19 protein-coding genes and 2 tRNA genes are annotated in these 24,827 nt (G+C 63.5%); 10 read left to right on the top strand and 11 right to left on the bottom strand.

Annotated elements, in window-relative coordinates:
• Positions 1-159 precede the first annotated feature (159 nt).
• The 5 genes from AC0L24_RS17150 to AC0L24_RS17130 form a co-directional block, all read right to left on the bottom strand.
• Complete coding sequence (locus AC0L24_RS17150; protein ID WP_292657936.1) at positions 160-1,302, bottom strand: slipin family protein; 1,143 nt, start codon at positions 1,300-1,302, stop codon at positions 160-162.
• 356 nt (positions 1,303-1,658) lie between these two features.
• A tRNA-Asn gene (locus tag AC0L24_RS17145) sits at positions 1,659-1,725 on the bottom strand.
• 1 nt (position 1,726) lies between these two features.
• Positions 1,727-1,800, bottom strand: a tRNA-OTHER gene (locus AC0L24_RS17140).
• A gap of 229 nt (positions 1,801-2,029) precedes the next feature.
• Positions 2,030-2,578: a histidine phosphatase family protein gene (locus tag AC0L24_RS17135; protein WP_127267431.1), complete on the bottom strand. Its 549-nt coding sequence runs from the start codon at positions 2,576-2,578 to the stop codon at positions 2,030-2,032.
• 103 nt (positions 2,579-2,681) lie between these two features.
• Entirely contained in the window at positions 2,682-5,702 is a 3,021-nt protein-coding gene (locus AC0L24_RS17130) for a caspase family protein (protein WP_127810227.1), read from the bottom strand.
• Between the two features lie 130 nt (positions 5,703-5,832).
• Between AC0L24_RS17130 and AC0L24_RS17125 the strand changes: the two genes are divergently transcribed.
• From AC0L24_RS17125 to AC0L24_RS17115, 3 genes are all read left to right on the top strand, one after another.
• Positions 5,833-6,783, top strand: coding sequence for an AEC family transporter (locus tag AC0L24_RS17125; protein ID WP_256747605.1), 951 nt, complete (start codon positions 5,833-5,835; stop codon positions 6,781-6,783).
• A gap of 191 nt (positions 6,784-6,974) precedes the next feature.
• Positions 6,975-8,432 (top strand): NAD-dependent succinate-semialdehyde dehydrogenase, encoded by a 1,458-nt coding sequence (locus AC0L24_RS17120; RefSeq protein ID WP_127267428.1) that lies wholly within the window; start codon positions 6,975-6,977, stop codon positions 8,430-8,432.
• 91 nt (positions 8,433-8,523) lie between these two features.
• Positions 8,524-9,546 (top strand): aldose epimerase family protein, encoded by a 1,023-nt coding sequence (locus AC0L24_RS17115; RefSeq protein WP_127810229.1) that lies wholly within the window; start codon positions 8,524-8,526, stop codon positions 9,544-9,546.
• Here AC0L24_RS17115 and AC0L24_RS17110 read toward each other — a convergent pair.
• On the bottom strand, positions 9,543-10,463 hold the full coding sequence (locus AC0L24_RS17110; RefSeq protein WP_473563996.1) for a sugar kinase: 921 nt from the start codon (positions 10,461-10,463) through the stop codon (positions 9,543-9,545). The genes AC0L24_RS17115 and AC0L24_RS17110 overlap by 4 nt on opposite strands.
• A 151-nt stretch (positions 10,464-10,614) precedes the next feature.
• On the opposite strand from AC0L24_RS17110, the gene AC0L24_RS17105 reads away from it, so the two are divergent.
• The gene (locus AC0L24_RS17105) at positions 10,615-11,064 is read left to right on the top strand and encodes a FixH family protein (protein ID WP_027039042.1); all 450 of its coding nucleotides are present in this window, start codon (positions 10,615-10,617) and stop codon (positions 11,062-11,064) included.
• A 7-nt stretch (positions 11,065-11,071) separates the two neighbouring features.
• Entirely contained in the window at positions 11,072-12,271 is a 1,200-nt protein-coding gene (locus AC0L24_RS17100; RefSeq protein ID WP_473563995.1) for a cytochrome-c peroxidase, read from the top strand.
• 508 nt (positions 12,272-12,779) lie between these two features.
• Here the strand turns inward: AC0L24_RS17100 and AC0L24_RS17095 are convergent.
• On the bottom strand, positions 12,780-13,232 hold the full coding sequence (locus tag AC0L24_RS17095) for an Lrp/AsnC family transcriptional regulator (protein WP_127399081.1): 453 nt from the start codon (positions 13,230-13,232) through the stop codon (positions 12,780-12,782).
• 163 nt (positions 13,233-13,395) lie between these two features.
• Between AC0L24_RS17095 and putA the strand changes: the two genes are divergently transcribed.
• Positions 13,396-17,007, top strand: a complete 3,612-nt coding sequence (gene putA / locus AC0L24_RS17090; protein ID WP_473563994.1) for a bifunctional proline dehydrogenase/L-glutamate gamma-semialdehyde dehydrogenase PutA — start codon at positions 13,396-13,398, stop codon at positions 17,005-17,007.
• A 69-nt stretch (positions 17,008-17,076) separates the two neighbouring features.
• Here the strand turns inward: putA and hmuQ are convergent, their stop codons facing one another.
• From hmuQ to AC0L24_RS17070, 4 genes are all read right to left on the bottom strand, one after another.
• Positions 17,077-17,391 (bottom strand): heme-degrading protein HmuQ, encoded by a 315-nt coding sequence (hmuQ, locus tag AC0L24_RS17085; protein ID WP_027039045.1) that lies wholly within the window; start codon positions 17,389-17,391, stop codon positions 17,077-17,079.
• A gap of 60 nt (positions 17,392-17,451) precedes the next feature.
• A complete protein-coding gene (locus tag AC0L24_RS17080) occupies positions 17,452-18,465 on the bottom strand; it encodes an energy transducer TonB (protein ID WP_473563993.1) in 1,014 nt (337 codons plus the stop codon).
• An 85-nt stretch (positions 18,466-18,550) separates the two neighbouring features.
• Complete coding sequence (locus AC0L24_RS17075; protein WP_023812248.1) at positions 18,551-18,994, bottom strand: hypothetical protein; 444 nt, start codon at positions 18,992-18,994, stop codon at positions 18,551-18,553.
• A gap of 5 nt (positions 18,995-18,999) precedes the next feature.
• On the bottom strand, positions 19,000-21,198 hold the full coding sequence (locus AC0L24_RS17070; protein ID WP_473563992.1) for a TonB-dependent hemoglobin/transferrin/lactoferrin family receptor: 2,199 nt from the start codon (positions 21,196-21,198) through the stop codon (positions 19,000-19,002).
• 198 nt (positions 21,199-21,396) lie between these two features.
• On the opposite strand from AC0L24_RS17070, the gene hemP reads away from it, so the two are divergent.
• The 4 genes from hemP (at position 21,397) to AC0L24_RS17050 (ending at position 24,823) form a co-directional block, all read left to right on the top strand.
• Positions 21,397-21,609: a hemin uptake protein HemP gene (gene hemP / locus AC0L24_RS17065; RefSeq protein WP_127271521.1), complete on the top strand. Its 213-nt coding sequence runs from the start codon at positions 21,397-21,399 to the stop codon at positions 21,607-21,609.
• 124 nt (positions 21,610-21,733) lie between these two features.
• Positions 21,734-22,795 carry a hemin-degrading factor gene (locus tag AC0L24_RS17060; RefSeq protein ID WP_127396589.1) on the top strand — a complete coding sequence of 354 codons (1,062 nt, stop codon included), beginning with the start codon at positions 21,734-21,736 and terminating at the stop codon, positions 22,793-22,795.
• A 10-nt stretch (positions 22,796-22,805) separates the two neighbouring features.
• Positions 22,806-23,714: a heme/hemin ABC transporter substrate-binding protein gene (locus AC0L24_RS17055; RefSeq protein ID WP_127396590.1), complete on the top strand. Its 909-nt coding sequence runs from the start codon at positions 22,806-22,808 to the stop codon at positions 23,712-23,714.
• A gap of 11 nt (positions 23,715-23,725) precedes the next feature.
• Positions 23,726-24,823, top strand: a complete 1,098-nt coding sequence (locus tag AC0L24_RS17050; protein ID WP_473563991.1) for a FecCD family ABC transporter permease — start codon at positions 23,726-23,728, stop codon at positions 24,821-24,823.
• Positions 24,824-24,827 lie beyond the last annotated feature (4 nt).

Below are 24,827 nucleotides of genomic sequence, written 5' to 3'. Positions count from 1 at the left end.
CCCACCTGCCTGCGGGGGGGGGGGTCGGGGGGGGGGCCCCCCTAGCCACCCCTCGCGGGGCGCGGGGTCCCCCGGGCCCCCCTTCTGTTGACGTCACGTCAGCCTTTGTTTCGATGCAGGTCGTTTTTCCAAAACCGGAACCACTTTGGGCGACATGCATCAGCTGTCGCGGAGCTTGACCAGATCGTTCAGCAGCCCGCCGGTTCCGTTGTGGACGGTCAGCCGCTCGACCTTGCCGGCGATGGTTTCCAGAGCCTCGAGCTCCTTCAACCGCAGCATCACCGGGTTTTCCGCCATCACCTTGGCCGTGTTGAGGAGGGAACGCGTCGCGTTCGTCTCCTCGCGGCGACGGATGATGTTGGCCTCGGCCTGCTTTTCGGCTGACACCACCTGGTTGAGGATCTCGCGCATCTCGCCCGGCAGGATGACATCCTTGAGCGCGATATCGCTGACCTCCACCCCGATCTCGGCCATATCGGCGCGGACCTTGCCAGCGGCCTCCTCGTCGATCGTCACCTTCTTTTCAAGGATCTGATCGAGTGTCAGCGCGCCAAGGGTCTTGCGGAAGGCGTACTGCAGGGCGCGGTAAAGGGCTTCGGAGAAGTCCTGCACCATGCTCACCGCCTTGACAGGATCGACGACCCGGTATTCGGCCGCGATGTTGACGCGGATCGTCACGCGATCCTTGGTCAGCACTTCCTGCCCGGCAACGTCGAGCGACTGGCGCTTGAGGTCGACGACCTTGATCTGCACCATGCGTCCGACGTTCCAGAAGCCATGCACGCCCGCCGTCAGCGTCCTGACCAGAACACCGTCGATGAACAGCAGTCCGGCCTGACCGTCGACGACCGGATGGACGGACATCAATTCCGCCTTCCGGGCCTGGCCGAGCCGGCGCATGACCGCCGCATCGATGGCGAGATCGACTGATGTGTCGATCAGCGTCACCTTCCACGGGCCGGCATCCGTCCACAGCACCAGCTTGCGGTCCGGCGCCAGCACGGCGTGCAGATTGCCGTCACGCTCGATGATGGCGACATCCGTGCGCCCGGTGCGAACGACGGTGAAATGACGCGCGGCTACATCCGGGAGCTTGTCGAACAACGCCTTCTCGTATGCCGAAACGAATTCCGGGTTCTTCAGATCGTGCCGGGACACTTCGAGGCTGCCGCGCCGGTTGGCGAGCCAGTGCTCGCCCGGCAGCAGGACAGTCTTGATTTCCCCCTTGTGGAGGGTGAGGGCACGTTCGTTTTCCTTTACGAGGACGCGCTCGCGCCCAAGAACCTTGTCGAGAATTGTCATTGTCTTACTCCTGTCGGGCATGGCCCCATGCGAGGCGTCAAGTCATGCGTCGATCGTTCCTTTCGTTTCTCGTTTCACGTCGTCTCTTGCGTCATAGCCCGGGCACGAATGATCCGGGGACTGGTGGCATCAATCCGTGGCGGGCCTTCGGGAGCGGATCGCGGGGCAGTGAAGCGGGCGCCGGAGGCCTTGGCCTCCCTTGCCGGCGACGCTGCGCCTTGATCGTCACCGCGGGCCTGGCCGCGAGCCGATGGCGAAAGACGCTTGGGATGATCCGCGCCCGAGGGCTTGGGCCATCCGTCCAGTCTTTCGCATTCCAGTCCCCGGACCGTTTTTCGGATGGCTTTTCAGGCCAATGGAGAAGGAATCGAACCTTCGACAGTCAGATTAACAATCTGATGCTCTAACCAAACTGAGCTTTCCGTGGTGCAGATGAAGGGAATTGAACCCCCGACCTCCGGACCCAAATCCGGCGCTCTCCCGCTGAGCTACATCCGCGATCCCAATCCCCAAAGCAGCGCCGTATACAGGGCGGCAAAGCCGCCTGCACGGGCGGAGGCGAAAGCTCCAACCGTTGTGCTCACTTCGGTTCTCGTGACCGGGAGCGCGCCTATAGCCCCTGCGACGGGTTGTCGCAAGCGGCATTGTCGTGGCGGATTTGCGGCTTCTTGCGGCGGTGGCATTTAGGCAACACCGCTTTCGACGTCAGCGATCGCGCGCAGGGCGCTCAGAAGGTGACGCGGCCGAGCACGCGCAGGCCATCGCCCTGCGGCTCCACGACCACGGCCTCGCCTTCGCGCGGTGAGATGCCGGTCAGCGCCACGATGTCTTCCAGATGGGTAACCATGACCAGATTGTCGGAGCCGGAATAGGCGCGGATTTCTTTCAGGATCGCCGCGATCTGCGCGGCTTTCTGCGCCTCGTCGCCCTTCAGGAGATCGAGCGGAGCAAACAGCTCCGGCTCGGCCTCGAAGGCGATGCGGGCAGTGTCGAGGCAGCGGCAATAGCGGCTGGACAACACGCGCTCGATCGGTGCCGCACGGGCGGCAAACAGAGCGCCGATCTTGCTCGCCTGTTGCTTGCCACGCGCCGACAGGTTCATCTGGGTGGCACAACTGTCGATGTCGAAATTGGCCGGGTCGGTGGTGCCGGTGACCATGGCATGGCGCAGCAGCACGACATGTCCGCCATCGCGCAGCAGCGCCCAGCCTGCATCCGTGGCGTGGGCCACGCCGGGAATAAGAAACAGGAACAACGCCAAGGCAAATCGAATCATCCGCTATCCTTCTCCGGTTCCCGGCAATGGGTTCCGGTGACGGGACATATAGGGACGGTAAAGCCAGCCGAAAGACAAGGCGCGGTCGGCGGGATGCGTAGACCTACTTCTTCGCCATCTGCTTCTTCACCAGATCGATCTTCTGGTCGGTGAGCGGGATGGGGATCGTGTAGCCGGCTTCGGTAAAGCCCTGCTTGGCGTTCTCGAAGAATTCGATCGCCTTTTGATATTCGGCCTTGCCCCCGCCATAGCTGGCTCGGTTCCAGCTGACGTCACCGAGATTGTTCTGCGCGAAGGCCCATTGCATGGGCAGGCCTTCCCTCGAGAATACCTTCAGCGTCGCCGTGAAGGCGGCCTCAGCGTCACCGAGATATTTGCCGGTGCGTTCGAGATTTCCGAGGTTGAGCAGGCTCATGCCGATGCCGTTCTGGGCGTTGGCCCAGTCGACCGGTGCCGCGTCGACGGTGAGTACTTCGAGGGCTGCCCGGCGGGCCGCTATGGACTCAAGCAGGGTCCTGGAGTCGGCATTGCTCATGCTCAGCCAGTGCAGCGTCGAGCCGAGGCCGGCCTGGGCCAGCGCCCATTGGCGGGGATTCGTCTCCCGCTTGTACTCGCGCAACGCATCGCGGTAGGCGGCAATGGCTTCACCATAATGTTCCGGCTTGTCGGTCACGCCGCCCAGAAGCTGCAGCGTGTTGCCGAGATTGTAGTGGCTCATTGCCCAATCGCGAGGGAATTTCCGTCTGACATAGACCTGCCGGGTCGCCCGGAAGGCGCTCGCCGACTGCTCCAGCTTGGCCGCGTCGCGGGCGCGCTGGCCAAGCGTCTGGTAGATCGAACCGAGATTGTTCTGCGCCGACGCCCAGTCCATCGGGAAACGCTGCCGGGTAAAGACCGTCAGTGCATCATCATAGGCGGCCGCGGCCTCTTCAAGCGCGCCGGTGCCCATATCGAAGCGGGCGACACCGCTCAGCGCGTTGCCGAGGTTGAGCCTGCTGGTCGCCCATGAGACGGGGAAGGTTTCACGGGTTCGCACTTCCAGCGCGGCACGGAACGTGTCGGCCGCTTCGTTCAGCTTCGCCTTGTCGTTGAGCTGAATGCCGAGCGACACCAGCGTGTTGCCGAGATTGTTCTCGACCATCGCCCATTCAACCGGCGCCTTTTTGCGCGTGTATTCCTCAAGTGCCAGCCGGTAGGCGGCCTCGGCTTGCGCCAGATGTTCGCCGGCGGCCTCGCGCTCGGAAAGCGCATAGAGCGCCAGGCCGAGATTGTTCTGCGAAGCGGCCCAGTCGAGCGGCACTTTTTCGCGCGGGCGTTTTTGGAGCGTCGCGCGCATCGCCGCCACCGCCTCGTTCAGGCGCTTCGGGTCGCTCTCGCGTTCGCCGATCTTCAAGAGCACATTGGCCAGATTGTTCTGCGCGGCGGCCCAGTTGAGATCGTCCTTCTCGCGCTCGAACACGACAAGGGAAGCGCGAAAGATCTGTGCGGCCTCTCCAAGGCGCGCGGTCTCCGTCTCGCGCTCGCCGATGGTCTGCAGCACCACCGCCATGTTGTTGCGGGTGATCGCCCAGTCGCGATTTTGTTCGCCATTGGGGATGAAGTTCAGGATGGTGCGGTAGGCTTCGATGGCGTGCTTTAGCGCATCGAGGTCGCCGGTGGCGTAGCCGTAGGCGTTCAACGCCTCGGCTTCCTGGTTCTTGTAGTTCCAGCGCAGCTTGTCGTCCCATTTTTCGGCCAGCGAAAACGCCTTCGCGTAGTCGCCGGCGGCGGATTTGTAGTCGAAGACCAGCCCCGAGGCATCGGCGCGCCTGGCATAGATCGCGGCGTCGGCAAGGCGCTTCTGCTTGACGAGATCCTCGGCCTCATCGACTGCATCGCTGGTCTGCTCGACCCGGCCGACCGCATCGTCGAGGAATTTGCGCGCCGTCACGATGGCGCCCTGGCCGATCGCCTTGTCGGCGGAGGCGACGAGGCGTTTGATCTCTGGATCGTCGGTGCGCAAAGCGGCGCGCTCGGACATCATCTTCTTCAGGCGCTCGGCCTGGGCGTCGAGCACCTTTTGCAGGTCGGTCGGGTCTTCGGGGATATTTTCCGTGCCGAGCGCCTTCAGCACGCCATAGAGCGCGTCGAGCGGCACGCCTTCCTGCAGCGAAGCCAGTTCCACCTGCGCCCGTTTCGGGTCGGGCAGGTCGGAAATCGTCAGAAGGAGCTGGCGCCTTTCGCCTGTGATCAGCCCGTCGTCGCCGGTCGGCTCCACTGGTGCGACGCCGAAATAGAGCAGCCGGCGCAGGCTTTCGTTGACCCAGGGGCGCTGTTTTGCTTTTGTGTCGAGATAGACCTCCTCGGTCACCATGCGCATGACCGAGCCGAATTCGGTGCCCTTCATCGCCGCGAGGTGGCGCAGCAGGGCGGACGCGTAAGGGCTGTTTTCGCCGGCGGCGCCATCAAGTGCAGGATGACCCGGTTCTGCGGCAAAGCCGACCACTGTACCCAGGCTCGCGTCGGCCGCCGGTGCATTGCCGAGCGCCTTGGCGCCGCGCACCGGCTCCAACCCGCCGGCGCCTATGGGCGAGGCGGAAGCGGTCGGTGAGCGCCGTACCATGGCATCCGCGGGGAATGGATTGGTGCGGCAGGCGTCGAGCAGCATGATCGTCACCGGCACTGTCTTTTTCAATGCCTCCATGACGGCCGATATCGGCACAAGGCTGGTGCCGGCATCCCTCAGCGACGGGACGTCGGCATCGACCGGAACCAGATAGTTTTCGCCGCCGGCCTCGATGCCATGACCGGAGTAGTAGATGAAGGCGACATCGGCGCCGTCGGCATCTTCGGTGAACCGCTCCAGGTCGCGCTTCAGCTTGGTGGCGTCACGGTCGGTGACGCTGCGGGCGTCGAAGCCAAGGTCGGTCAGCATCTTGGCCATGTCGCGGGCGTCGTTGGCGGGGTTGGGCAGGGCGGCGATGTGCAGGTAATTCGACTGGCCGATGATCAGCGCCACGCCCTTAAGGCTTTTCGTCTCGGCAACTGCAAGCGCGGTCGCGGCAAGGCAAAGCAGTGCGGCGACGATAGCCGTCAGCCATGCCCGCCACAAACGACTAAGGTTCGAGAGTCCGACAAAAGCCATTTGTCGTTCGTGTCCGCCCTGATGATCCAAACCCTCTATAACGCTGCCAGCCGACGATGATCAAATTCAGGCGCGATTGCGTCGCGGTCGTGGCTCGCCTATCACGGGAAATTCGCCCGTCACGGTAAAAATGTCTCCGCTCACCGAAACCGTCCTTTTCGTCTTCAGCCTTGTCGCGCTCGGCTATCTCGCCGGGTTTACCGGCTATTTGAAGCCAGCGAGCGGCGAGGGGATAGCCGATTTCGCGATCAGCGTGGCGATGCCGCTGCTGTTGTTCCAGACCATGGTGAATGCCGATTTCCACGGCGTGGCGCCCTGGTCGCTGTGGGGCGCCTATTTCGCGGCCGTGGCGATCACCTGGGCCGCCGGCCATCTCGTCACCACGCGGGTGTTCGGGCGCGACGCACGCGCCGGCGTTGTCGGCGGCGTATCGTCGGCCTACTCCAACGTTGTCCTGCTCGGTGCTCCCTTTATTCTCGGCATATTCGGCCCGAGCGGCTTTGAAGTGCTGTCGCTGCTGGTCTCCGTGCATCTGCCGATCATGATGATGGCTTCCATCGTGCTCTTCGAGATGTTTGGCCGGAGCGGTAGCGAGCACGTGCATCCCCTGCGTGTCGTCAGAAGCTTTCTGAAACGGCTGTTTCTCAATCCGCTGATCATCGGCATTCTGGCCGGGCTTGCCTGGCGCATGACCGGGGCGCCATTGCCCGACCTTGCAATGCGTCTGGTCGATGCGCTGGCCGACACGGCAGGACCGGTGGCGCTGTTTGCCATGGGTCTCAGCCTGCGCCGCTTCGGCATATCAGGCAATGTCCGCCCGGCGCTGGCGCTTTCGGCGTTGAAGCTGTTCCTGATGCCGGCACTGGTTCTCGCCTTCGTCTGGCTGCTTGCGTTGCCGCCGTTGACGGCCAAGGTGGCGGTGGTGGTTGCGGCGCTGCCATCCGGCATCAATTCTTATCTCATCGCCGTTCAGTTCAACACCGGCCAGGCGCTGGCGTCGAACCAGATGACCATCGCAACGGCCTGTGCAGCCATCACCACGGCTTTCTGGCTGACTGTCGTCTTGCACGTTTTCGGGTAAGGCATCGGGGTAAGCACGTCGCCTGCTCTCGTCTCGCTGTGGCCCAACCCCTATATGCCATCTTGCGATTGCTTGCGGGCCTTGCCCTCGGTAAAGAGCAGTGGCTCCGGCGTGCCGGCTTCAGTCCATGGCGCACGCTCACCGAAGATTTCACAGACCGGCCCGTCAGGGCGCTGAACGGAGGATAGACCATGCTTCAGAAAACCAGCCATTTCATGCGGCAGGCCAATCTCATCAACGGCGAGTGGGTGCAGGCCGACAGCGGCCAGACGGTCGACGTCAACAATCCGGCCACCGGTCTCAAGATCGGCACCGTGCCGAAGTCGGGCAAGGCCGAGACGCGCCGCGCCATCGAGGCCGCCGCCGTCGCCTTCAAGTCGTGGCGCAAGACCACCGCGCTCGAGCGCTCGAAGCTGCTGCGCAAGCTGCATGACGCGATGATGGACAATCAGGACGTGCTGGCCGAACTGCTGACCATCGAGCAGGGCAAGTCGCTGTTCGAATCGAAGGGCGAGATTGGCTCCGCCGCCGCCTATATCCTGTGGTTCGCCGAGGAAGGCCGCCGCACCTATGGCGATGTCGTGCCCTCACCATGGGCGGACCGCCGCATCCTGGTGACCAAGGAGCCGGTCGGCGTCATTGCCGCCATCACGCCATGGAATTTCCCGTCCTCGATGCTGGCTCGCAAACTCGGCCCGGCGCTCGCCGCCGGCTGCACCGCGGTGGTCAAGCCGGCGTCGCAGACGCCGTATTCGGGTCTCGCCTGGGGCGCGCTCGCCGAGGAAGTCGGCTTCCCCAAGGGCGTCGTCAACATCCTGACCGGTTCGGCCAGCGAGATCGGCGACGAGATTTGCGCCAATCCGCTGGTGTCGAAGATCACATTCACCGGATCGACCGAGGTCGGCAAGCTTCTCATCCAGAAGTCGTCGGTCACCGTCAAGAAGGTATCGATGGAGCTCGGCGGCAACGCGCCGTTCATCGTTTTCGACGACGCCGACCTCGAGCGTGCGGTCGCCGGTGCGATCACCGCCAAGTACCGCAATTCCGGCCAGACCTGCGTCTGCACCAACCGCTTCCTTGTCCAGGCTGGTGTCTATGACAAGTTCGTCGAGAAGCTCGCTGCCGCCAGCAACGGGCTGAAGGTCGGCTCCGGCCTCGAGGACGGCGTGCAGCAGGGGCCGCTGATCGACGAGAAGGCGGTGGAAAAGGTCGAGGAACTGATCGCCGACGCCACATCCAAGGGCGGCAAGATCGTGGCCGGCGGCAAGCGCCATGCGCTCGGCGGTTCGTTCTTCCAGCCGACCGTCATTGCCAATGCGACGCCCAAGATGCGCTTCATGAAGGAAGAGATCTTTGGCCCGGTCGCACCGGTGTTCAAGTTCGAGACCGAAGAGGAAGCCGTCGCCCTCGCCAACGACACCGAATTCGGCCTCGCCTGCTACTTCTACACCGGCGATCTCGGCCGCGCGTTCCGCGTCATGGAAGGGCTGAAATACGGCATGGTCGGTGTCAATGAAGGCCTCATCACCACGCCGGAGGCGCCATTCGGCGGCGTCAAGGAATCGGGTCTCGGCAAGGAAGGCGGACATCAGGGCATCGAGGACTACCTCGACACCAAATATGTCTGCATCGGCGGCCTCGGCCTCTGATAGGCTATCCCTGAGATGAGCAGGCCGATAGCCTGCCCATCTCTCGTGGGAAAACCAGCCGAAGTCTCTGGATCAACTGGCATTTACGGGCATGGCGATGAAGGACGGCGAGGTTTTCGGCACGACGCAGGCTGGCGAGCAGGTGCGTCGCTTCACGATCAGGGGCGGCGGCATCACAGCCAACATCATCGGTCTGGGCGCGATCATCCAGGATCTGCGCCTGACCGGGCACGATGCTCCGCTGGTGCTCGGCTATGACAGCCTGGAAGGCTACGAGACGGATACGGCGTTCTTCGGTGCTGTCGTTGGCCGCTACGCCAACCGCATCCGCGACGGCCGCTTCACCATTGGCGGCAGCCGCTACCAGACCGAGCAAAACTTTCTCGACAAGCATACGCTGCATGGCGGCTCGCAAGGTTACTCCCACCGGCCGTGGACGGTTTCCTTGCATGGCAGGGATTTCGTCACGCTGACCCTGCACGATCCCGACGGCGCGATGGGTTTTCCCGGCGCGCTTGATGTCACCTGCACCTACCGGTTGAAGATCCCCGGCACGCTTAGCGTCGAGCTGACAGCCACCTGTGAGGAGCCGACGCTGTGCAATCTCACCCAGCATTCCTACTTCAACCTGGACGATGGCGGCGCCGGAGACATTCTCGACCACAGGATGATGTTGAATGCCGGCGCCTATCTGCCGGTCGATGGCGACATGATCCCGACCGGGGTGGTCAAGCCGGTTGACGGCACGCCGTTCGATTTCCGCCAGGCGCGGCCGTTGCGCATGGAGACCGAGGGCGAACAGCTGCCCTACGACCAGAATTTCTGCCTCGCTTCGACACGCGGGCCGCTCAAACAGGCGGCGTGGACGCAAGGCGCCAGTTCCGGTGTCGAGATGGAGGTCTGGACCACTGAGCCCGGCGTCCAGCTCTATACCGGTCAGTATGTGACGCCGCGCACCGGGCTGGAAGGGCGGAACTACAAGGCCTTTTGCGGTTTGTGCCTCGAGCCGCAGATTTGGCCGGATGCGCCGAACCGGCCCTATTTCCCGCAGGCGACGCTGTGGCCGGGCGCGATCTACCACCACGTCACGGAATACAGATTCCGGCTACCTTAGCCTTCGAACGCCGCCCGCAGCGTCTCGAACGGCGCCAGTGCGCCACGTACCTGCACCACGGCGGCGGCGACACGATGGGCACGACGTGCGGCTTCCAGCGGTTCGTGGCCGGCAAGTCGAGCCGCAAGATAGCCGCCGTTGAAGGAATCGCCGGCGCCCGTCGTATCGGCTGGAGCCGCGACATGGATCGCCGGCACGTCGCGCAGCGTTCCTCCTTTGGCGATCAGCGCCGGCGCTTCGCCATTCTTGACGACGACCTCGCCAACCAATTTCCCGATCCGTTTAGCGGTCACTTGCGGCGTTGCATCCTCAAACAGCATCTGCTCGTCGGGAAAGGTTGGTAATGCGATATCAGTGACGGCAAGGGCTTCGACGATCGCTGCCTGCGCCTCCTCGCGCTCACGCCAGAGCCGCGGCCGGTAGTTGGGGTCGAAGGCGATAAGGGAACTAGCCGAACGCGCCTTGGCGACGGCGGCCAGCAACGCAGCGCGCGCGGCTTTGTCCAGAATTGCCAAAGTGATTCCGGAAAAATAGACAAGTTCCTGATTTTCCAGGTTTTTCGATAATGCGGCCGGGTCCGAGGCAAGCTGCCGCGCGGCGGCGTCGCCACGCCAATAGGTGAAGGAACGTTCGGCTCCCGTCAGCGTGATGGCATAGAGGCCGGGCCGCGCGCCCGCTATGAGCGGGCTGGAGCCGATGCCAATGCCGTTTTCAGCGAAGAAATCGATCTGCCCTTGCGAGAACGGATCGTCGCCGAAGGCCGAGACATAGGTTGCCGGCCGCTCGGTGCTCAGCGCGTGCAGCGCCCACAGCGTGTTGAACGTGTCGCCGGCAAAGCCCATGCGCCAGTTCGGTCCCGTCTGGCCCGACAGTTCGAGCATGCATTCGCCGATCGAGGCGACGCCGTTTCCCGCCATCTACAATCCTCCAGTGATCCCGGTGCTGTAGCTTTTTGCCACCGGCAGCGCCATGCTTGGCAAGCAGGGTTTTTTCCGTCACAGCGTTTTCCCACAGGCTGGCGGGATGCGATCCGTCCGGCAGAGCGTTGTCTGCGGAAGAGGAACCGGTTTGGCATCGATATGGCGTTATCTTCTGGCGGGTCTTGGTCTGGCTGCCTTGCTGGTCGGCATTCTCGCGGTCGTCTTCCTGACGGCGCCGCGGTCGTCGCTGCCTGCCGGCCCGGATGTCTCGCGGACGAAGAACACCGCCAACGCGCTGTTCGTGGCCAGCTTCGCGCCGGAGCGGGGTGTCGTACGGCAGGGCGAACTGCAATCCTGGCTGCTGACCTTGAAGACAAAGGCAGGAGTTCCGGTGGAAGGTGCCGCGATCGCGATTTCGGGCGGTATGCCACTGCACAGTCACGGCCTGCCGACCAGCCCGCAGGCGACCGACTATCTCGGCGACGGGCGTTATCGAATCGAAGGAGTGAAATTCACCATGAGCGGCTGGTGGCAGTTGCATTTCGCCATCTCGGCCACCGCCGGCTCCGACACGGTGCTCTTCAACGTGGTGCTGTGAGCAGGACATGAGGCGGCGTTCGCGTTTTCTGGCGCTGATGGTGGCCGTTGTCCTTGCCGGTTGCACGAAGCCGGATTTTTCCGACGCCGAAAAGACGACCATCGCCTCGCTGGCGCTGTCGTCCCTGCCGGCGCTCAAGCCCGACACCACCAATCGTTTTGCCGACGTGCCGGCGGCTGCCGCACTCGGCTCGACGCTGTTCTTCGACCAGGGCATGAGCGGTGACGGGTCGGTATCCTGTTCGACATGCCACAAGATCGACCGCCAGTTCCAGGACGACCTGCCGCAGGCGGTCGGGGTCGGCCGTACCAGCCGGCGCACCATGCCACTGGCCGGCGTCGCGCGCGATCCCTGGTTCTTCTGGGATGGCCGCCGCGACAGCCTGTGGGCGCAAGCGCTGACGCCGCTCGAAAACCCGCTGGAGCAGGCGGGAAACCGCACCGCCTACGCGCATTACATCAAGGCGCGCTTCGGCGAACGCTATGAGCGCATCTTCGGGCCGCTGCCTGATTTTTCCGGCATGCCGTTGGATGCCAGCCCGCTTGGAAACGATGTCGAGAGGGCGGCCTGGAATGCCATGAGCGGCCCGCAGCGTGACGCTATCAACGGCGTCTTTGCCAATCTAGGCAAGGCGATTGCCGCCTTCGAACGCTCGATCGCGCCGGCGCCAACGCGCTTCGACCGCTTTGCGCTGGACCTCGCCACCGGTGCCGAGCCGAAGGGCGATGCTGTCTTTTCCAAACAAGAAATCCGTGGGCTTAAACTGTTCATCGGCAAGGCCAATTGCGTGACCTGTCACAACGGCCCGCGCTTCACCGACAACAGCTTCCACAACACCGGCGTGCCATCCGTTGCGGGCCTGCCGCCGGATCGCGGCCGTATCGATGCCGTGCACCAAGTCGAGGCGGACCCGTTCAACTGCTTCGGCGCCTATCGCGATGGCGACGCCAGCGCCTGCGGCGAGTTGCGCTTCATGGTCAAGGATGCGCCCGAACTCGTTCGCGCCTACAAGACGCCATCGCTGCGCGGAGCGGCAACGCGGCCGCCCTATATGCATGCCGGGCAGTTTTCGTCGCTCGACGAGGTGGTGGCGCACTATGCGAAGGCCGCGCCCAGCGTTGAGGGGGTGTCAGAAGTTCACCCGCTGGAGCTTTCAGATCGAGAGCGTGCGGCGCTGGTGGCGTTTTTGACGACGCTGGCGGAGTGAGGTTGCCGGCGATAGGAATAGTTGAGCGAAGCGAGGCGAGTTGGTGCTGAAGCGAGCAAAGGAGGTTCTATGAGCCGGAGTATGATTCCCGTCGAGGAAGCCGCCAAGGAATGGTTCAAGGATTCAAAATTCGCTGCCCAATATGAGCATTGGAAGAGGAATTCGCAATCGCAGAGGCTTCGATCAAGGCTCGGTGCGAGAAACAGGAAGCCAAAGTCGTGGGGCGACCGCTGAGCGCCTAATTCCTTAAGCACGGACCGCATGCTTCGGCGATTGGCGCAAACATCCATCGCTTCGTCATCCTGGGGCGTAGCAAGGAGCGAAGCGACGCGGCGCAGACCCCAGGATCCATGCCGGGACTCGGAAGCGCTGCTGCGGTGCGGAATTCTGCTCCGCTGCATTCTTCGGCCGAGGTCGCGGCATGGATCCCAGGGTCTCCGAGACGGAGCTTCGCTCCTGCTTCGCCCTAGGATGACGAAGTTGGGGAGGCTTCAGCCATCCCTACGCTCTACCGATCCTTGACCGTCTCCATGGCCACGAAGGTCGAAGTCTGGGCGACGTGGGGCAGGGCTGAGATGCGTTCGCCGAGGACGCGGCGATAGGCGGCGATATCCCTGGTGCGGACTTTCAGCAGATAGTCGAAGCTCGACGCCATCATGTGGCACTGCTCGATCTCCGGCACGGCCTGTACGGATCGGTTGAAGGCATCGAGCGCGGCGGATCGGGTGTCGGACAATTTCACCTGGACGAAAGCGACATGGCCTTCGCCCATGCGCTCGCGGTCGATGATCGCCTGGTAGCCTCTGATATAGCCGTCCTTTTCCAGCCGCTTCACCCGCGCCTGCACCGGCGTCTTCGACAGGCCGACCTTTGTCGCCAGTTCCGACATGGAAAGCCGGCCATCGCTTGCCAGCGCCGACAGGATATTCCTGTCGATGCGGTCCAATTGGTCTTCTATCATCGAAAATGCAGTCCATATGTCAGTTTTGAGCCGTTATGATAGATCGAATGACCTGCAATGTCGATTTCTTCGGACCGACTGAAAATTCGTACCTGTGCTAGCTTGCGCCATTCGGTCCGGTGACCGCCGGCCCGATCTCCTTTGCTCGATCCATGGGACCGCCATGCCAGCGCTCGATGCCATCCGCCAGCAGATTCGCGCCAACTACCTGCCCGACGAAGACGAGGCCGTGAAGCGGCTTGCCGACGCTACGGCGCTCTCCGGGAAAGACCGCAAGGCGATCTCGGCACGGGCCGCCGATCTGGTGCGGGCGGTGCGCGGCTCGTCGGATCCTCGGCTGATGGAAGTCTTCCTCTCTGCCTATGGTCTCTCCACCAAGGAAGGCGTGGCGCTGATGTGCCTGGCCGAGGCACTGTTGCGCGTGCCCGACACCGAAACGATGGACGACCTCATCGCCGACAAGATCGCGCCGCACGACTGGTCGGCGCATTCGGGCGGTTCAAGCTCCATCTTCGTCAATGCCTCGACCTGGGCGCTGATGCTGACCGGCCGCGTCCTCGATGAGGGCGAGGGCGGCATCGAGGGCACGCTGCGTTCTATGGTGCGGCGGCTGGGCGAGCCGGTCATCCGCAAGGCGGTGGCCGCCGCCATGCGTGAAATGGGCGAGCAGTTCGTGCTCGGCCGCACCATCACGGAAGCCGTCAAGCGCGGCCGGCCGATGACGCAGAAGGGCTACCTCTACTCCTTCGACATGCTGGGCGAGGCAGCCCGCACCGAGGCCGACGCCTTGCGCTATCACAAGGCCTATGCCGACGCGATTTCGTCGCTCGATTCCGGCTCCAACGGTCCTGACATCAGGCAGAACCACGGCATCTCGGTCAAGCTTTCGGCGCTGCATCCGCGCTACGAGGTGGGGCAGAAGGACGAGATGCTGCCTGTCATGGCAGACCGGCTCTTGTCGCTGGCGCTGGCCGCGCGCCATTCGCGCATGGGCCTCAACATCGATGCCGAGGAGGCCGATCGCCTCGATCTGTCGCTCGACGTCATCGAGCGGGTGCTGGCCGAGCCGGAACTCGCCGGCTGGAATGGCTTTGGTGTGGTGGTGCAAGCGTATGGGCCGCGCGCGGCCTTCGCCATCGATTGGCTCTATGCGCTGGCCAGGAAATACGACCGCAACATCATGGTGCGGCTGGTCAAGGGTGCCTATTGGGACACCGAGATCAAGCGCGCGCAGACGCTCGGACTGTCAGGCTATCCCGTCTTCACCCGCAAGACCAACACCGACGTTTCCTACATGGCTTGCGCGAAAAAGCTGCTATCGATGACCGACCGCATCTATCCGCAATTCGCCACCCACAATGCCCACACCGTCGCCGCCATCTTGGCGATGGCGGACAATCGCGATTCCTTCGAGTTCCAGCGCCTGCACGGCATGGGCGAGGCGCTGCACGAGACGGTGCGCCGGTCCGAAGGCACGCGCTGCCGCATCTATGCACCGGTCGGTGCGCATTCCGATCTGCTGGCCTATCTGGTCCGCCGGTTGCTGGAGAACGGCGCCAACTCCTCCTTCGTACACCAACTGACCGACGAGGACGTCGAGCCGGAGGACATTGCGCGCGATCCGCTCGAAACGGTCGAGAGCCAGGGTCCGGCCGCCAATCCGGCGATAGCCCGGCCTTCCCAGATCTTTGGAGCCGGGCGTCGCAATTCGAAAGGATTCGACATCGCCGACACGGTCACGCTGGCGGCGATCGACAAGGCCAGGGCGGCCTTCGCCGGGCCGGATCGCTGGCATGCCAAGCCGATCACCCGTGCCGCCGGCTACGGCAAGCTGCGTCCGATCGTCAACCCGGCAAAGCCTTCCGAAGTGGTCGGCACGGTCAGCGAAGCCGCCGCAAAGCAAGTCGCGACCGCCGTGCGCTTTGCGGTGGAAGCGCAGCCGGCCTGGGCAAAACGTCCCGTTGCCGAGCGCGCTGCCATCCTCAATCGTGCCGCCGATCTCTATGAGGCGAATGCGGTCGAGTTCTTTGCACTCGCCACCCGCGAGGCCGGCAAATCGCTGGCCGACGGCGTCGCCGAAGTGCGCGAGGCCGTCGACTTCCTGCGCTACTACGCCACCGAGGCGGCCAATGCGGAGGCGGGCACGCAAGCGCGGGGCGCCATCGTCTGCATTTCACCGTGGAATTTTCCGCTCGCCATCTTCACCGGCCAGATCGCGGCCGCGCTCGTCACCGGCAATTCGGTCATCGCCAAGCCGGCCGAGCAGACGCCGCTGATCGCCTTCCGCGCCGTCGAATTGCTGCGCGAGGCCGGTGTGCCGGAAGATGTCATCCAGCTCCTGCCCGGCGACGGCCCGTCGGTCGGTGGCCCGCTGACCGCTGACCCGCGCATCGCCGGCGTATGCTTCACCGGCTCGACCGAGGTTGCCAAGCTGATCGAGAAGCAATTGGCCCAGACGGCCGAGCCCGACGCCATGCTGATCGCCGAGACCGGCGGCCTTAACGCGATGATCGTCGATTCCACCGCGCTGCCCGAACAGGCGGTGCGCGATATCCTGGCCTCGGCCTTCCAGAGTGCCGGCCAGCGCTGCTCGGCGCTGCGCGTGCTCTACGTGCAGAAGGACGTCGAGAAGAAGATGCTGGAGATGCTGAAGGGCGCCATGGAGGCGCTCAATGTCGGCGATCCCTGGCGGATTTCGACCGATGTCGGCCCGGTCATCGACGACGAGGCACAGAGCTCGATCCGCGAGTACTGCACGAAAATGGGCCTGCAGGGCCGGCTGATCGCCAAGCTCGAAGCGCCGAAGGAAGGGCGCTTCGTCGCGCCCCACGTCTTCCGCGTCAAGGGTATCGAGGATATGGAGCGCGAGGTGTTCGGGCCGGTGCTGCATGTCGCCACCTTCGACGCCGACGAGATCGACGCGGTCATCGCTGCCATCAACCGCAAGGGCTATGGCCTGACCTTCGGCCTGCACACCCGGATCGAGGGCCGCGTGCAGCATTTCGTCGACGGCATCCATGCCGGCAACATCTATGTCAACCGCAACCAGATCGGCGCCGTCGTCGGTTCGCAGCCGTTTGGCGGCGAGGGGCTTTCAGGCACCGGTCCGAAGGCCGGCGGCCCGCACTACCTCCGCCGCTTCCGCAAGGGGCCGGAGGCTGGCACCCATGTGCAGGATGGCCACAAGGTCACGGCGACCGAACTTGCCGACAATCTGCCCGATCCCGCACTTGGCGGCTGGTCGACGCGGCCCGACCGGATCGCCATTCTGAGGAAGCATCTGCGCGGCAAGGGTGCTGCGGCCATTGGTGCGGCCGCCGGCATCGATTTCGGCCAGGTCGACCTGCCTGGGCCGACCGGCGAGGCCAACACGCTGTCGCTGTCGCCACGCGGACGGGTGCTGTGCCTTGGTCCTGACGGCGATACGCTGCTGGCGCAGACGATCCAGGCGCTCGCCGCCGGCAATGCGGTGCTGGCGGTGGCGCCCGGCGCACCGGCAGCCCTTTCTGCGTTGACCGGCAAGGGCCTGCCGCTGGCCGCCATCGACGGCCGGCCGGATCCGGTCGAGGCGCGCGCGCTACGCGTCGACGTCGTCGCTTTTTCAGGCACGTCCGAGGCCGCGCGCATCGTGCGCAAGGTCATCGCCGACCGCTCCGGCCCGATCGTGCCGCTGGTCACCGAGGTGCTCAACCCGGCGGCTTATGCGCATGAGCGCGCGGTCTGCGTCGACACCACCGCTGCTGGCGGCAATGCGAGCTTGCTGGCCGGGGCCTGACCCCGGTCAACTTTTGTTTTTATGCATGTCGTTGTCCCAAAAATCGGGACCACTTTTGGACGACATGCATTACGCGCCTTCGACGACCGAAAAACCCTCGAACTGCGGGTGGCCGAGATAGTGGACCTTTGTCGTGCCGACATTCCTGTGGGCGGCGCGGAAATTCTCGGACTTGGTCCAGGCGATAAAATCGTCGTGGCTGGCCCACACCGTGTGCGACGCGAAAAGCGTATAGCCTTCGGTCTCGTTGACCGGGCCACGCAGCAGATGGAATTCCCTAAACCCCTTCATCTCAGCAAGGCTGGAGTCGCGGTTCTTCCAGACGGCTTCGAAATCGTTCTCCGAGCCGGTCTGCACCTTGAAGCGGTTCATTGCGATGTACATGGCGGTTCCTTTCGTACGGATGTTGATGATTGGCGGCTGCAGCGTTTGTTCTGCGCACATTCAAAATGGGCCGATTTCGGTCTCGAACTCCAAATTTGCGCTTGCTGCCTGTGGTGGAATCGGAGGGAAGGGGGCTGCCTTGCGGACAATGCCAAGCGCTGCCTGATCGAAAGCCGCCGATCCTGAGGTTTCCAGAATGCGCAACTCGTTTATGTTGCCCTTCCTGCCTATGACGAATGTGACAACCGCATTGTTGCGTGCCGCCAGCTGTAGGGAAGGCGGGAGGGTGCGATTGACGCTGCCGAGCTTTCTAAAAACATCGCCGCGGTAGTTGTCTTCCGCGGCCGTGCCTGCCTCCTTTTGCCTTTTGCCCTTGCTGGCTGCTTGCGCCGACCGGTCCTCGCCATCCGCCGCGCCGCGCTTCTCATCCGCCGTCTTTGAAGGGACAGCTGCCGGAGTTGGCCTGGCTCCAGGGATCGGAGGCCGCTCCGGAACGGCGACAGGCGCTTCCGTGCTCTCGGCCTGAACGGTTGGCTCCGCTGGTGTTTCGGCCTTCCTATCCACGGTCTGATCATCGGAGCGCGGGGCGCCGGCCACCAATATGTCGGGTGTCAGCGTCTGCTGTTTGACAGCTTCCGGCAAAGGCTTGAGCGGCTTTGCTGCGTCCTTCACGGGTTGCGAAGGCTCCGTTGGCGGCGACGGCTTGGGCGGCGTTGCCGGCTGTGGTTTGGCCGGTTGCGGGCTGGGCACCAGTGCAACGTTTATTGCCGCCGGGTCCTTGTCCAGCGCGCTGCCGGCCACGTTGCTGCCCGACTGTTCACTACCTTCCGGCTGCTCGGCGTCCTGGAAACTGGAAATCCCCGTAGGGGAGATCAGAAAGGCCGCCGCCACCGCGACATGGAGCAGGCAGGAGACGACGATCGCCGCCGTCCATTTGCGGCTCCAGGCCGATGGCCGCGGCAGCGCGAGCGGCTCGGTTGGCTCTATGGTCAGCTCGGCGCCGGCCTCGGGGAGGGGATTGATGTCCTGCATGTCTCGCCGCGAGACCTGCAGCGACAAGAGCAGAGTTGTCAAATCAAGATCGTTCGCCGGCAGTCTGCTATCGTCGGCCAGAGGCTGCACTACGGTGTTTCGCGGGAATGCATGATGCAGCCCCACCTCAGACTCCGAAAGCGATCCCGGTCTTGGTGTCCGTCTTCAGCTTTCGCATGCAGGCGTTCGGTTCGACGCCGGTACCGGTGCATTCGGTCGCGCTGTTGATCAGCACGCGGCTGACTTTCGAGCACTCGGTGCCGGCCAGATCGAAACGCGTCACCTTGGTCTTGCCTGCCGGCAACTCCTTGAAGTCGAGCACGGTCAGCCGGTCGACGACGCCGGCCTCGTTGAACAGGGCGATCTCGAACGCCGCCTTGGACAGGTCGGCGCCGAGATTGTTGTTGACCACGAACGTCAGGCGGCAACCCTTGTCGGAAGGTTGCGCACCGTTGAGTTCAAGGGTCAGCGCAGGGACCGGCGCGGACTCTTGTGCCCACGCCGGAACCATCGCAAGCGACATCGCCAGCATCGAGGTCAGCAGACGAAGGGATGTCATCAAGCTCGTCATGGTCATCAGCCTCCAAATCGCATCGTCGCCGCCAGCTTCAGGGTGACGCCGGGCTCGTAGGCCGCGAAAACCGGCTGCGGCGGCTGGCCGGCCGTGGTCAGGTTGAGCGGGTTGGCGTATTTTACATCGAACAGATTGTCGGCGCGGAAATCAATCTTCAAATTGTCCGTCGCCTGGTAGCTGGCGAAAGAGTTGACCAGCGTGTAGTCCTCGGCGATCGGATTGCCCTTGGGCTTGCCATTGTATTGCACTTCGCCGCCCACGGTCAGCTTGTCCTCGAGGAAGCGCAAGCCGAGCTGCGCGGTGACCTGGGATGAGGGGATGGTCAGCAGGTCGGCCCGAACGTCCTTGTAGGAAATGGTATGACCACTGGTGATTGAGGCCGAGAGCCCGGCATAGCCCCATCCGGCATCATAGACGCCCTCAAGTTCGAAGCCGTCGATCTTGGCCTTGGCAAAATTCTGGTACTGGAAGCATATCGGGATACCGGATCCGCTCGGGCAGCCGGCTGTCGGGTCAAACCGCGACAGGGTAACGCCATCGATGTAGTCTTCGACATCGTTGTTGAAATAGGCTGCCTTGATGCGCAGCGCATCGCCGACTTCGAGGATGTCATCCTGCTTGTAGTTGACGCCGAATTCGACGGTCTTTCCGGTTTCCGGCCGCAGATTGGGATTGGGCAGGAACGGGAAGGTGACACCTGCCGGATGGCGACCGCTGATCAGTGTTTCCGACAGGGAGGGTGACCGGTATCCTTCCGCATAGGTGCCGTAGAATTGCAGGCCGGCAAGGCTGGCGCTATCAAAAGGCGAGACGCCGACGGTGATGCGTGGCGACAACCGGTCCCCCGACGTTTCGTGTGTGTCATCCTTGAGGCTGTAATTGTCGTAACGCAGCCCGGCGATGACTTCGAGCCACTCCCAGGTGAGCTTGTCCTGGACATAGGCGCCGGAGACGTTCCGCTTGCCGGAAGGCGTATAGAAGCTGTCGCCACCGGCCGTGCCGCCGGTCTCGACTTTATCGCCGGCCCAGTCGCCGCCATAGGTCAGTTCGTGCGCGATTCCCGCAGTCTCGAATCTGGACGTGTTCCAAATGTCGATGCTGGTCGTGCCGATGTCGAATGTCGATGTCGAGCCAGCCGGCAAAACAACTGGAAGGCCGGTGCTCGGGTCAAACCGGTTGAGAGGCACGAGGCTGGTCAGATCGAGATTGGTCTTGTTGTAGGAGGTGTTGATATGGAGATCGAGCCAGCTCTTGTCCTCATCCGTAATGTTGTAGCGGGCGGTGAAGGTGTTCGACTTCAGGTCGACGTCATTGACCGGCACGCCGCCGCTGATCTCGTTCCAGCCGTCGCTTGAGCCGACCCAGCCGAGCTTCAGCTCACTGTTGTCGGTCGGCCGGATGGTTGTCTTGAGCAGGCCGCTAAGCACATCGAAGCCGGTGCCCTTGACGGTGTCGCCACCGCCATCCTTGTAGTCGTCATAGTTGCGGTAGACGATGTTGCCGAGCACATCCCAGTTCTCGTTGAGGCGGTAGGCACCGGATGCGCTTGTTGTCCAGCCCTTGCCGTTGCTCTCATAGCGTCCCGTGACGGAGCCGGCCCATGTTTCTTCCGGCTTAAGGAAATCCCCGGCGTCCTTGGTGTCGAAGAAGACGACGCCGCCGATGGCGCCTGAGCCATAGGTGTTGGCGACAGGACCACGGATAACATCCACGGATTTGACGAGTTCGGGGTCGATGTAGAAGGTCGACTGCGTGCCGTGGTCGGAACGCTGGAAGTTCTGACGGGCGCCGTCGACGATGACCGCGACGCGACCAAAATCCTGCAAGCCTCGGATGTTGATACTGGTGCTGACGCGTCTGGCGTCGGCCTGCGCCGCGACGCCGGGCACGCCAAGCAGCATCTCATTCGGCGTCGTCGCCATGCGGCGGTCGAGCTGTTCCTGGCCGACATGGCTGGTCGATGCCAGCGATTCGATCGCCGTCTCGCCGGTGCGGCTGATGACGAGGATCTTGTCGAGCAGCGTTGCTCCCGCTGGTGCGGCGTTTTCTTCTTCAGCCTTCTTCGTTTGCTCTGTCGGCTGCGCCGCTTGCTGGGCGTTAGCCAATTGCGCCGACAAGGCGATAGCCGCCACGCTTGCCAACAATGCCGCCGCGCCGTTCGCCGCCGACCGGCCACGCCATTCCCAAGTCACCAACCCCATGCCCCAACTCCAAAGTCCAGGTTTCATGCTGGCTGGCCCGGGGCTGGCTGGCATTTTTGATCGTCTCCGGCGTCTTAAATGTTGACTCATTTAATCCGGTATTGCACTGACTAGTAAACATGATTATTCAAGTCAAGAAATGAATCGGATTACGCAACGCCTAGCCAGACGCCCGGCACAGGAAAGGGATCGACAGAGATGAACACCCACAATCCCAACGATTTTCGCTATCGCGTCCGCCGTTCCGACGATGCCTCGGCCCCCACCCGTTTCGACCGGGTTCCGCTGGCGGTGCGAACCCTGTCCAGCAACACTCTGTTCCAGGGCGAGCACGAGATCGGCATCGAGCATCACGGTGCGCTCTACCGGCTGAAGATCACCCGTCAGGGCAAGCTCATTCTCAACAAGTAAGGCTAGAGCGGTTCACCGTTTCACGGAAACGCCGAACCGCTCTAGCTCTTTGTTTTAACGCAATTCCGGACGGAAAACCGTTTCACACTTTTCCCGGAATTGCTCTAGGCAGCAGGGACGAAACATGGATCAGCGCGTAAAACCCGCCCCGCATGAAATCCGGCGGGCACGGACAGACAATCCGAAGACGCGCGAGCGTGATCTGGCTGCCCAGCTCGGCATTTCGGAAGCCGAACTGGTCGCCGCGCATTGCGGCGACGGCGTCGTGCGCATCGAGCCGCGCGTCAACGATCTTCTGACCGGCCTCGAGGCCGTCGGCGAGGTCATGGCGCTGACCCGCAATGAGAGCGCGGTGCACGAAAAGATCGGCGTCTATGACAAGGTCGTCACCGGCAACCACAATGCCATGGTGCTTGGCGAAAACATCGACCTGCGCATCTTCCCGAAGGTCTGGGCACACGGCTTTGCCGTCGAGAAGCGAGACGGCGACGAAATCCGCCGCAGCCTGCAGTTTTTCGATGCGGCGGGCGAGGCCGTGCACAAGGTGCATTTGCGTCCGGCCTCCAGCCTCTATGCCTATCAGAAGCTGGTTGCCGCGCTCGAATCGTCCAATCAGGAGCCGACCGTCGACATTTCGGGACCACTCCCCGATGACGAGAGCCATGGCGACGAAGCGGCCGCCAATCTCGACGATCTGCGCGACCGCTGGAGCCGGCTGACCGATGTGCACCAGTTCTTCGGCATGCTGAAGACGCTGAAGCTCAGCCGCCGGCAGGCGGTGCGCCTGGTCGGGCAAGACTATGCCTGGCAGCTCGACAATGATGCCGTCCGTGCCATGTTTCATCACGCTGCGGAGGGCGAGATGCCGATCATGTGCTTTGTGGGAAACCGCGGCTGCATCCAGATCCATTCCGGTCCGATCAAGTCGATCAAGCCGATGGGGCCATGGATCAACGTGCTGGACGAAACCTTCCACCTGCATTTGCGCACCGACCACATCCAGGAGGTCTGGGCGGTGCGCAAGCCGACCAAGGACGGTCATGTCACCTCGCTTGAGGTCTATGATTCCGACGGCAAGATGTTCATCCAGTTCTTCGGCAAGCGTCATGAAGGCGAAAGCGAGCGGGACGACTGGCGCTTCCTGGCGGAAAACCTGCCGCGCATCCCAAGCGCGACCGCAGCCTGAGGAAAATGCGATGCGTTTTTTCCCAAGATTGTCGACCGTGCGCGGATCTATTTTCCGGCCGGTGATCGGTATCTCCATGGCTGTTATCGCACTGCAATCCGCCAGCGCCATGGAAGGCACGGCCGTGTTTGCCGATCCTTCGAAAATCGTGGCCGTTGGCGGCTCGATCACCGAGATCGTCTATGCGCTCGGCGAGGAAAAGCATCTGGTGGCTCGCGATTCCACCAGCCGGTACCCAAAGGCGGCGCTTGAGCTGCCCGATGTCGGCTATATGCGTGCGCTGTCACCGGAAGGCGTGCTCTCGGTCAACCCGACCGGCATCCTGGCGTTGCATGGCAGCGGTCCCAAGGAAGCCGTCGACGTCTTGAAGAAGACGAGCGTGCCGTTCATCGAAGTGCCCGAGCACTATAGCCACGAAGGCATCCTCGAAAAGGTCCGTATCGTCGGCAAGGCGCTCGGCGTCGACGCCAAGGCCGAGGTGCTCGCCGGGGAGCTCGATGCCAAGCTCACGGCAGCCGAGAAGCCGACGACGTCGATCAAGGAACGCAAGCGCATCCTGTTCGTGCTGTCGATACAGGGCGGCAAGATCCTGGCGGCCGGCAGCGAGACCGCGGCCGACGGTATGGTCAAGCTGGCTGGCGGCGTCAACGCGGTCGAGGGCTTTTCCGGCTACAAGCAAATGTCCGACGAGGCGATCATAACCGCCAGACCGGACGTGATCCTGATGATGAGCAATGCCGGGCCTCCGGTCTCGGACGACGAACTGTTCGGCAATCCGTCGATCGCCTCGACGCCGGCCGGAAAGGCGCGCAAGCTGATCCGCATCGACGGTGCCTATCTGCTCGGCTTCGGGCCACGCACGGCCGATGCCATCCACGACCTCGCTGTCTCGCTTTATGGCGGGCAGGTCACGGACTGAACGGGCGGATCATGGTCGATCAATCGATCGCCGGCCCGGTGATGGCAAGCGTATCCGAAGGCGACAGGTCGGGCCGCGCCCGCATCGTCATCCTTCTGCTGTGCCTGGGGTTGGCGGCTGCCGTTTATCTGTCGCTGACATCGGGGGCTTCGGACGCTTCGGCCGTCAACGTCATCGGGGGCTGGCTGTTCGGCACAGTGCCTGATGACGCCGCGGTGAGCGCCCGCGACAGCCTGATCGTCTATGACATCCGCCTGCCGCGCATCATCCTCGGCATGCTGGTCGGCGCGGCGCTCGCGGTCTCCGGCGCGGTCATGCAGGGACTGTTCCGCAATCCGCTGGCCGACCCCGGCCTGATCGGCGTCTCGGCCGGCTCCAGCCTCGGCGCGGTTGCCGTCATCGTGCTCGGCGCCACGATGTTGGCTCCGGTGACCGCCTTGCTTGGCACGCTTGCACTGCCGCTGGCGGCCTTCTGTGGCGGGCTCGCCACCACGCTGGTGCTTTACCAGGTCGCGACGCGGCGGGGGCAAACCTCGGTTGCCACAATGCTGCTTGCCGGCATCGCGCTGGCGGCGCTCGCCATGGCGCTGACCGGCATCCTCATCTTCATGGCCGACGATCGCCAGTTGCGCGACCTGACCTTCTGGCAACTCGGATCGCTCGGCGGCGCGACTTGGGCGAAGATCGCGTCGGTAGGGCCGATCATCGTGCTGGCGCTGGCGGCGATGCCGTTCCTGGCACGCGGCCTCAACGCGCTGGCGCTTGGCGAGGCGACCGCCGGTCATCTCGGCATTCCGGTGCAGCGGCTGAAATACACGGCCATCGTCGGCGTCTCTGCCGCGGTCGGCGCATCCGTCGCCGTCAGCGGCGGCATCGGCTTCGTCGGCATCGTGGTACCGCATCTGCTGCGCCTGCTGATTGGTCCGGACAATCGCTATCTGCTGCCGGCGTCGGCGCTGCTCGGTGCCTCGCTGCTGCTTCTGGCCGACGCGGTCGCACGCACCATCGTTGCGCCGGCCGAACTGCCGATAGGCATCGTCACCGCGATAGCGGGCGCGCCGTTTTTCCTTTGGATCCTGCTGCGCAAGCGCGGCGTGGTTGATTTGTGAGGCT

The sequence above is a fragment of the Mesorhizobium sp. WSM4809 genome, assembly GCF_055811655.1.
Note: the sequence above shows the minus strand (reverse complement) of the source record. Positions and strands in the feature narration are given on the sequence as shown.

Coding starts and splice junctions, on each gene's coding strand:
- AC0L24_RS17120 (WP_127267428.1), top strand. CDS start 6,975: ATGCTTCAGAAAACCAGCCATTTCATGCGGCAGGCCAATCTCATCAAC.
- AC0L24_RS17115 (WP_127810229.1), top strand. CDS start 8,524: ATGGCGATGAAGGACGGCGAGGTTTTCGGCACGACGCAGGCTGGCGAG.
- AC0L24_RS17135 (WP_127267431.1), bottom strand. CDS start 2,578: ATGATTCGATTTGCCTTGGCGTTGTTCCTGTTTCTTATTCCCGGCGTG.
- AC0L24_RS17150 (WP_292657936.1), bottom strand. CDS start 1,302: ATGACAATTCTCGACAAGGTTCTTGGGCGCGAGCGCGTCCTCGTAAAG.
- AC0L24_RS17075 (WP_023812248.1), bottom strand. CDS start 18,994: ATGACGAGCTTGATGACATCCCTTCGTCTGCTGACCTCGATGCTGGCG.
- AC0L24_RS17100 (WP_473563995.1), top strand. CDS start 11,072: ATGAGGCGGCGTTCGCGTTTTCTGGCGCTGATGGTGGCCGTTGTCCTT.
- putA (WP_473563994.1), top strand. CDS start 13,396: ATGCCAGCGCTCGATGCCATCCGCCAGCAGATTCGCGCCAACTACCTG.
- hemP (WP_127271521.1), top strand. CDS start 21,397: ATGAACACCCACAATCCCAACGATTTTCGCTATCGCGTCCGCCGTTCC.
- AC0L24_RS17070 (WP_473563992.1), bottom strand. CDS start 21,198: ATGGGGTTGGTGACTTGGGAATGGCGTGGCCGGTCGGCGGCGAACGGC.
- AC0L24_RS17060 (WP_127396589.1), top strand. CDS start 21,734: ATGGATCAGCGCGTAAAACCCGCCCCGCATGAAATCCGGCGGGCACGG.
- AC0L24_RS17050 (WP_473563991.1), top strand. CDS start 23,726: ATGGTCGATCAATCGATCGCCGGCCCGGTGATGGCAAGCGTATCCGAA.
- AC0L24_RS17055 (WP_127396590.1), top strand. CDS start 22,806: ATGCGTTTTTTCCCAAGATTGTCGACCGTGCGCGGATCTATTTTCCGG.
- AC0L24_RS17095 (WP_127399081.1), bottom strand. CDS start 13,232: ATGATAGAAGACCAATTGGACCGCATCGACAGGAATATCCTGTCGGCG.
- AC0L24_RS17125 (WP_256747605.1), top strand. CDS start 5,833: ATGTCTCCGCTCACCGAAACCGTCCTTTTCGTCTTCAGCCTTGTCGCG.
- hmuQ (WP_027039045.1), bottom strand. CDS start 17,391: ATGTACATCGCAATGAACCGCTTCAAGGTGCAGACCGGCTCGGAGAAC.
- AC0L24_RS17130 (WP_127810227.1), bottom strand. CDS start 5,702: ATGGCTTTTGTCGGACTCTCGAACCTTAGTCGTTTGTGGCGGGCATGG.
- AC0L24_RS17110 (WP_473563996.1), bottom strand. CDS start 10,463: ATGGCGGGAAACGGCGTCGCCTCGATCGGCGAATGCATGCTCGAACTG.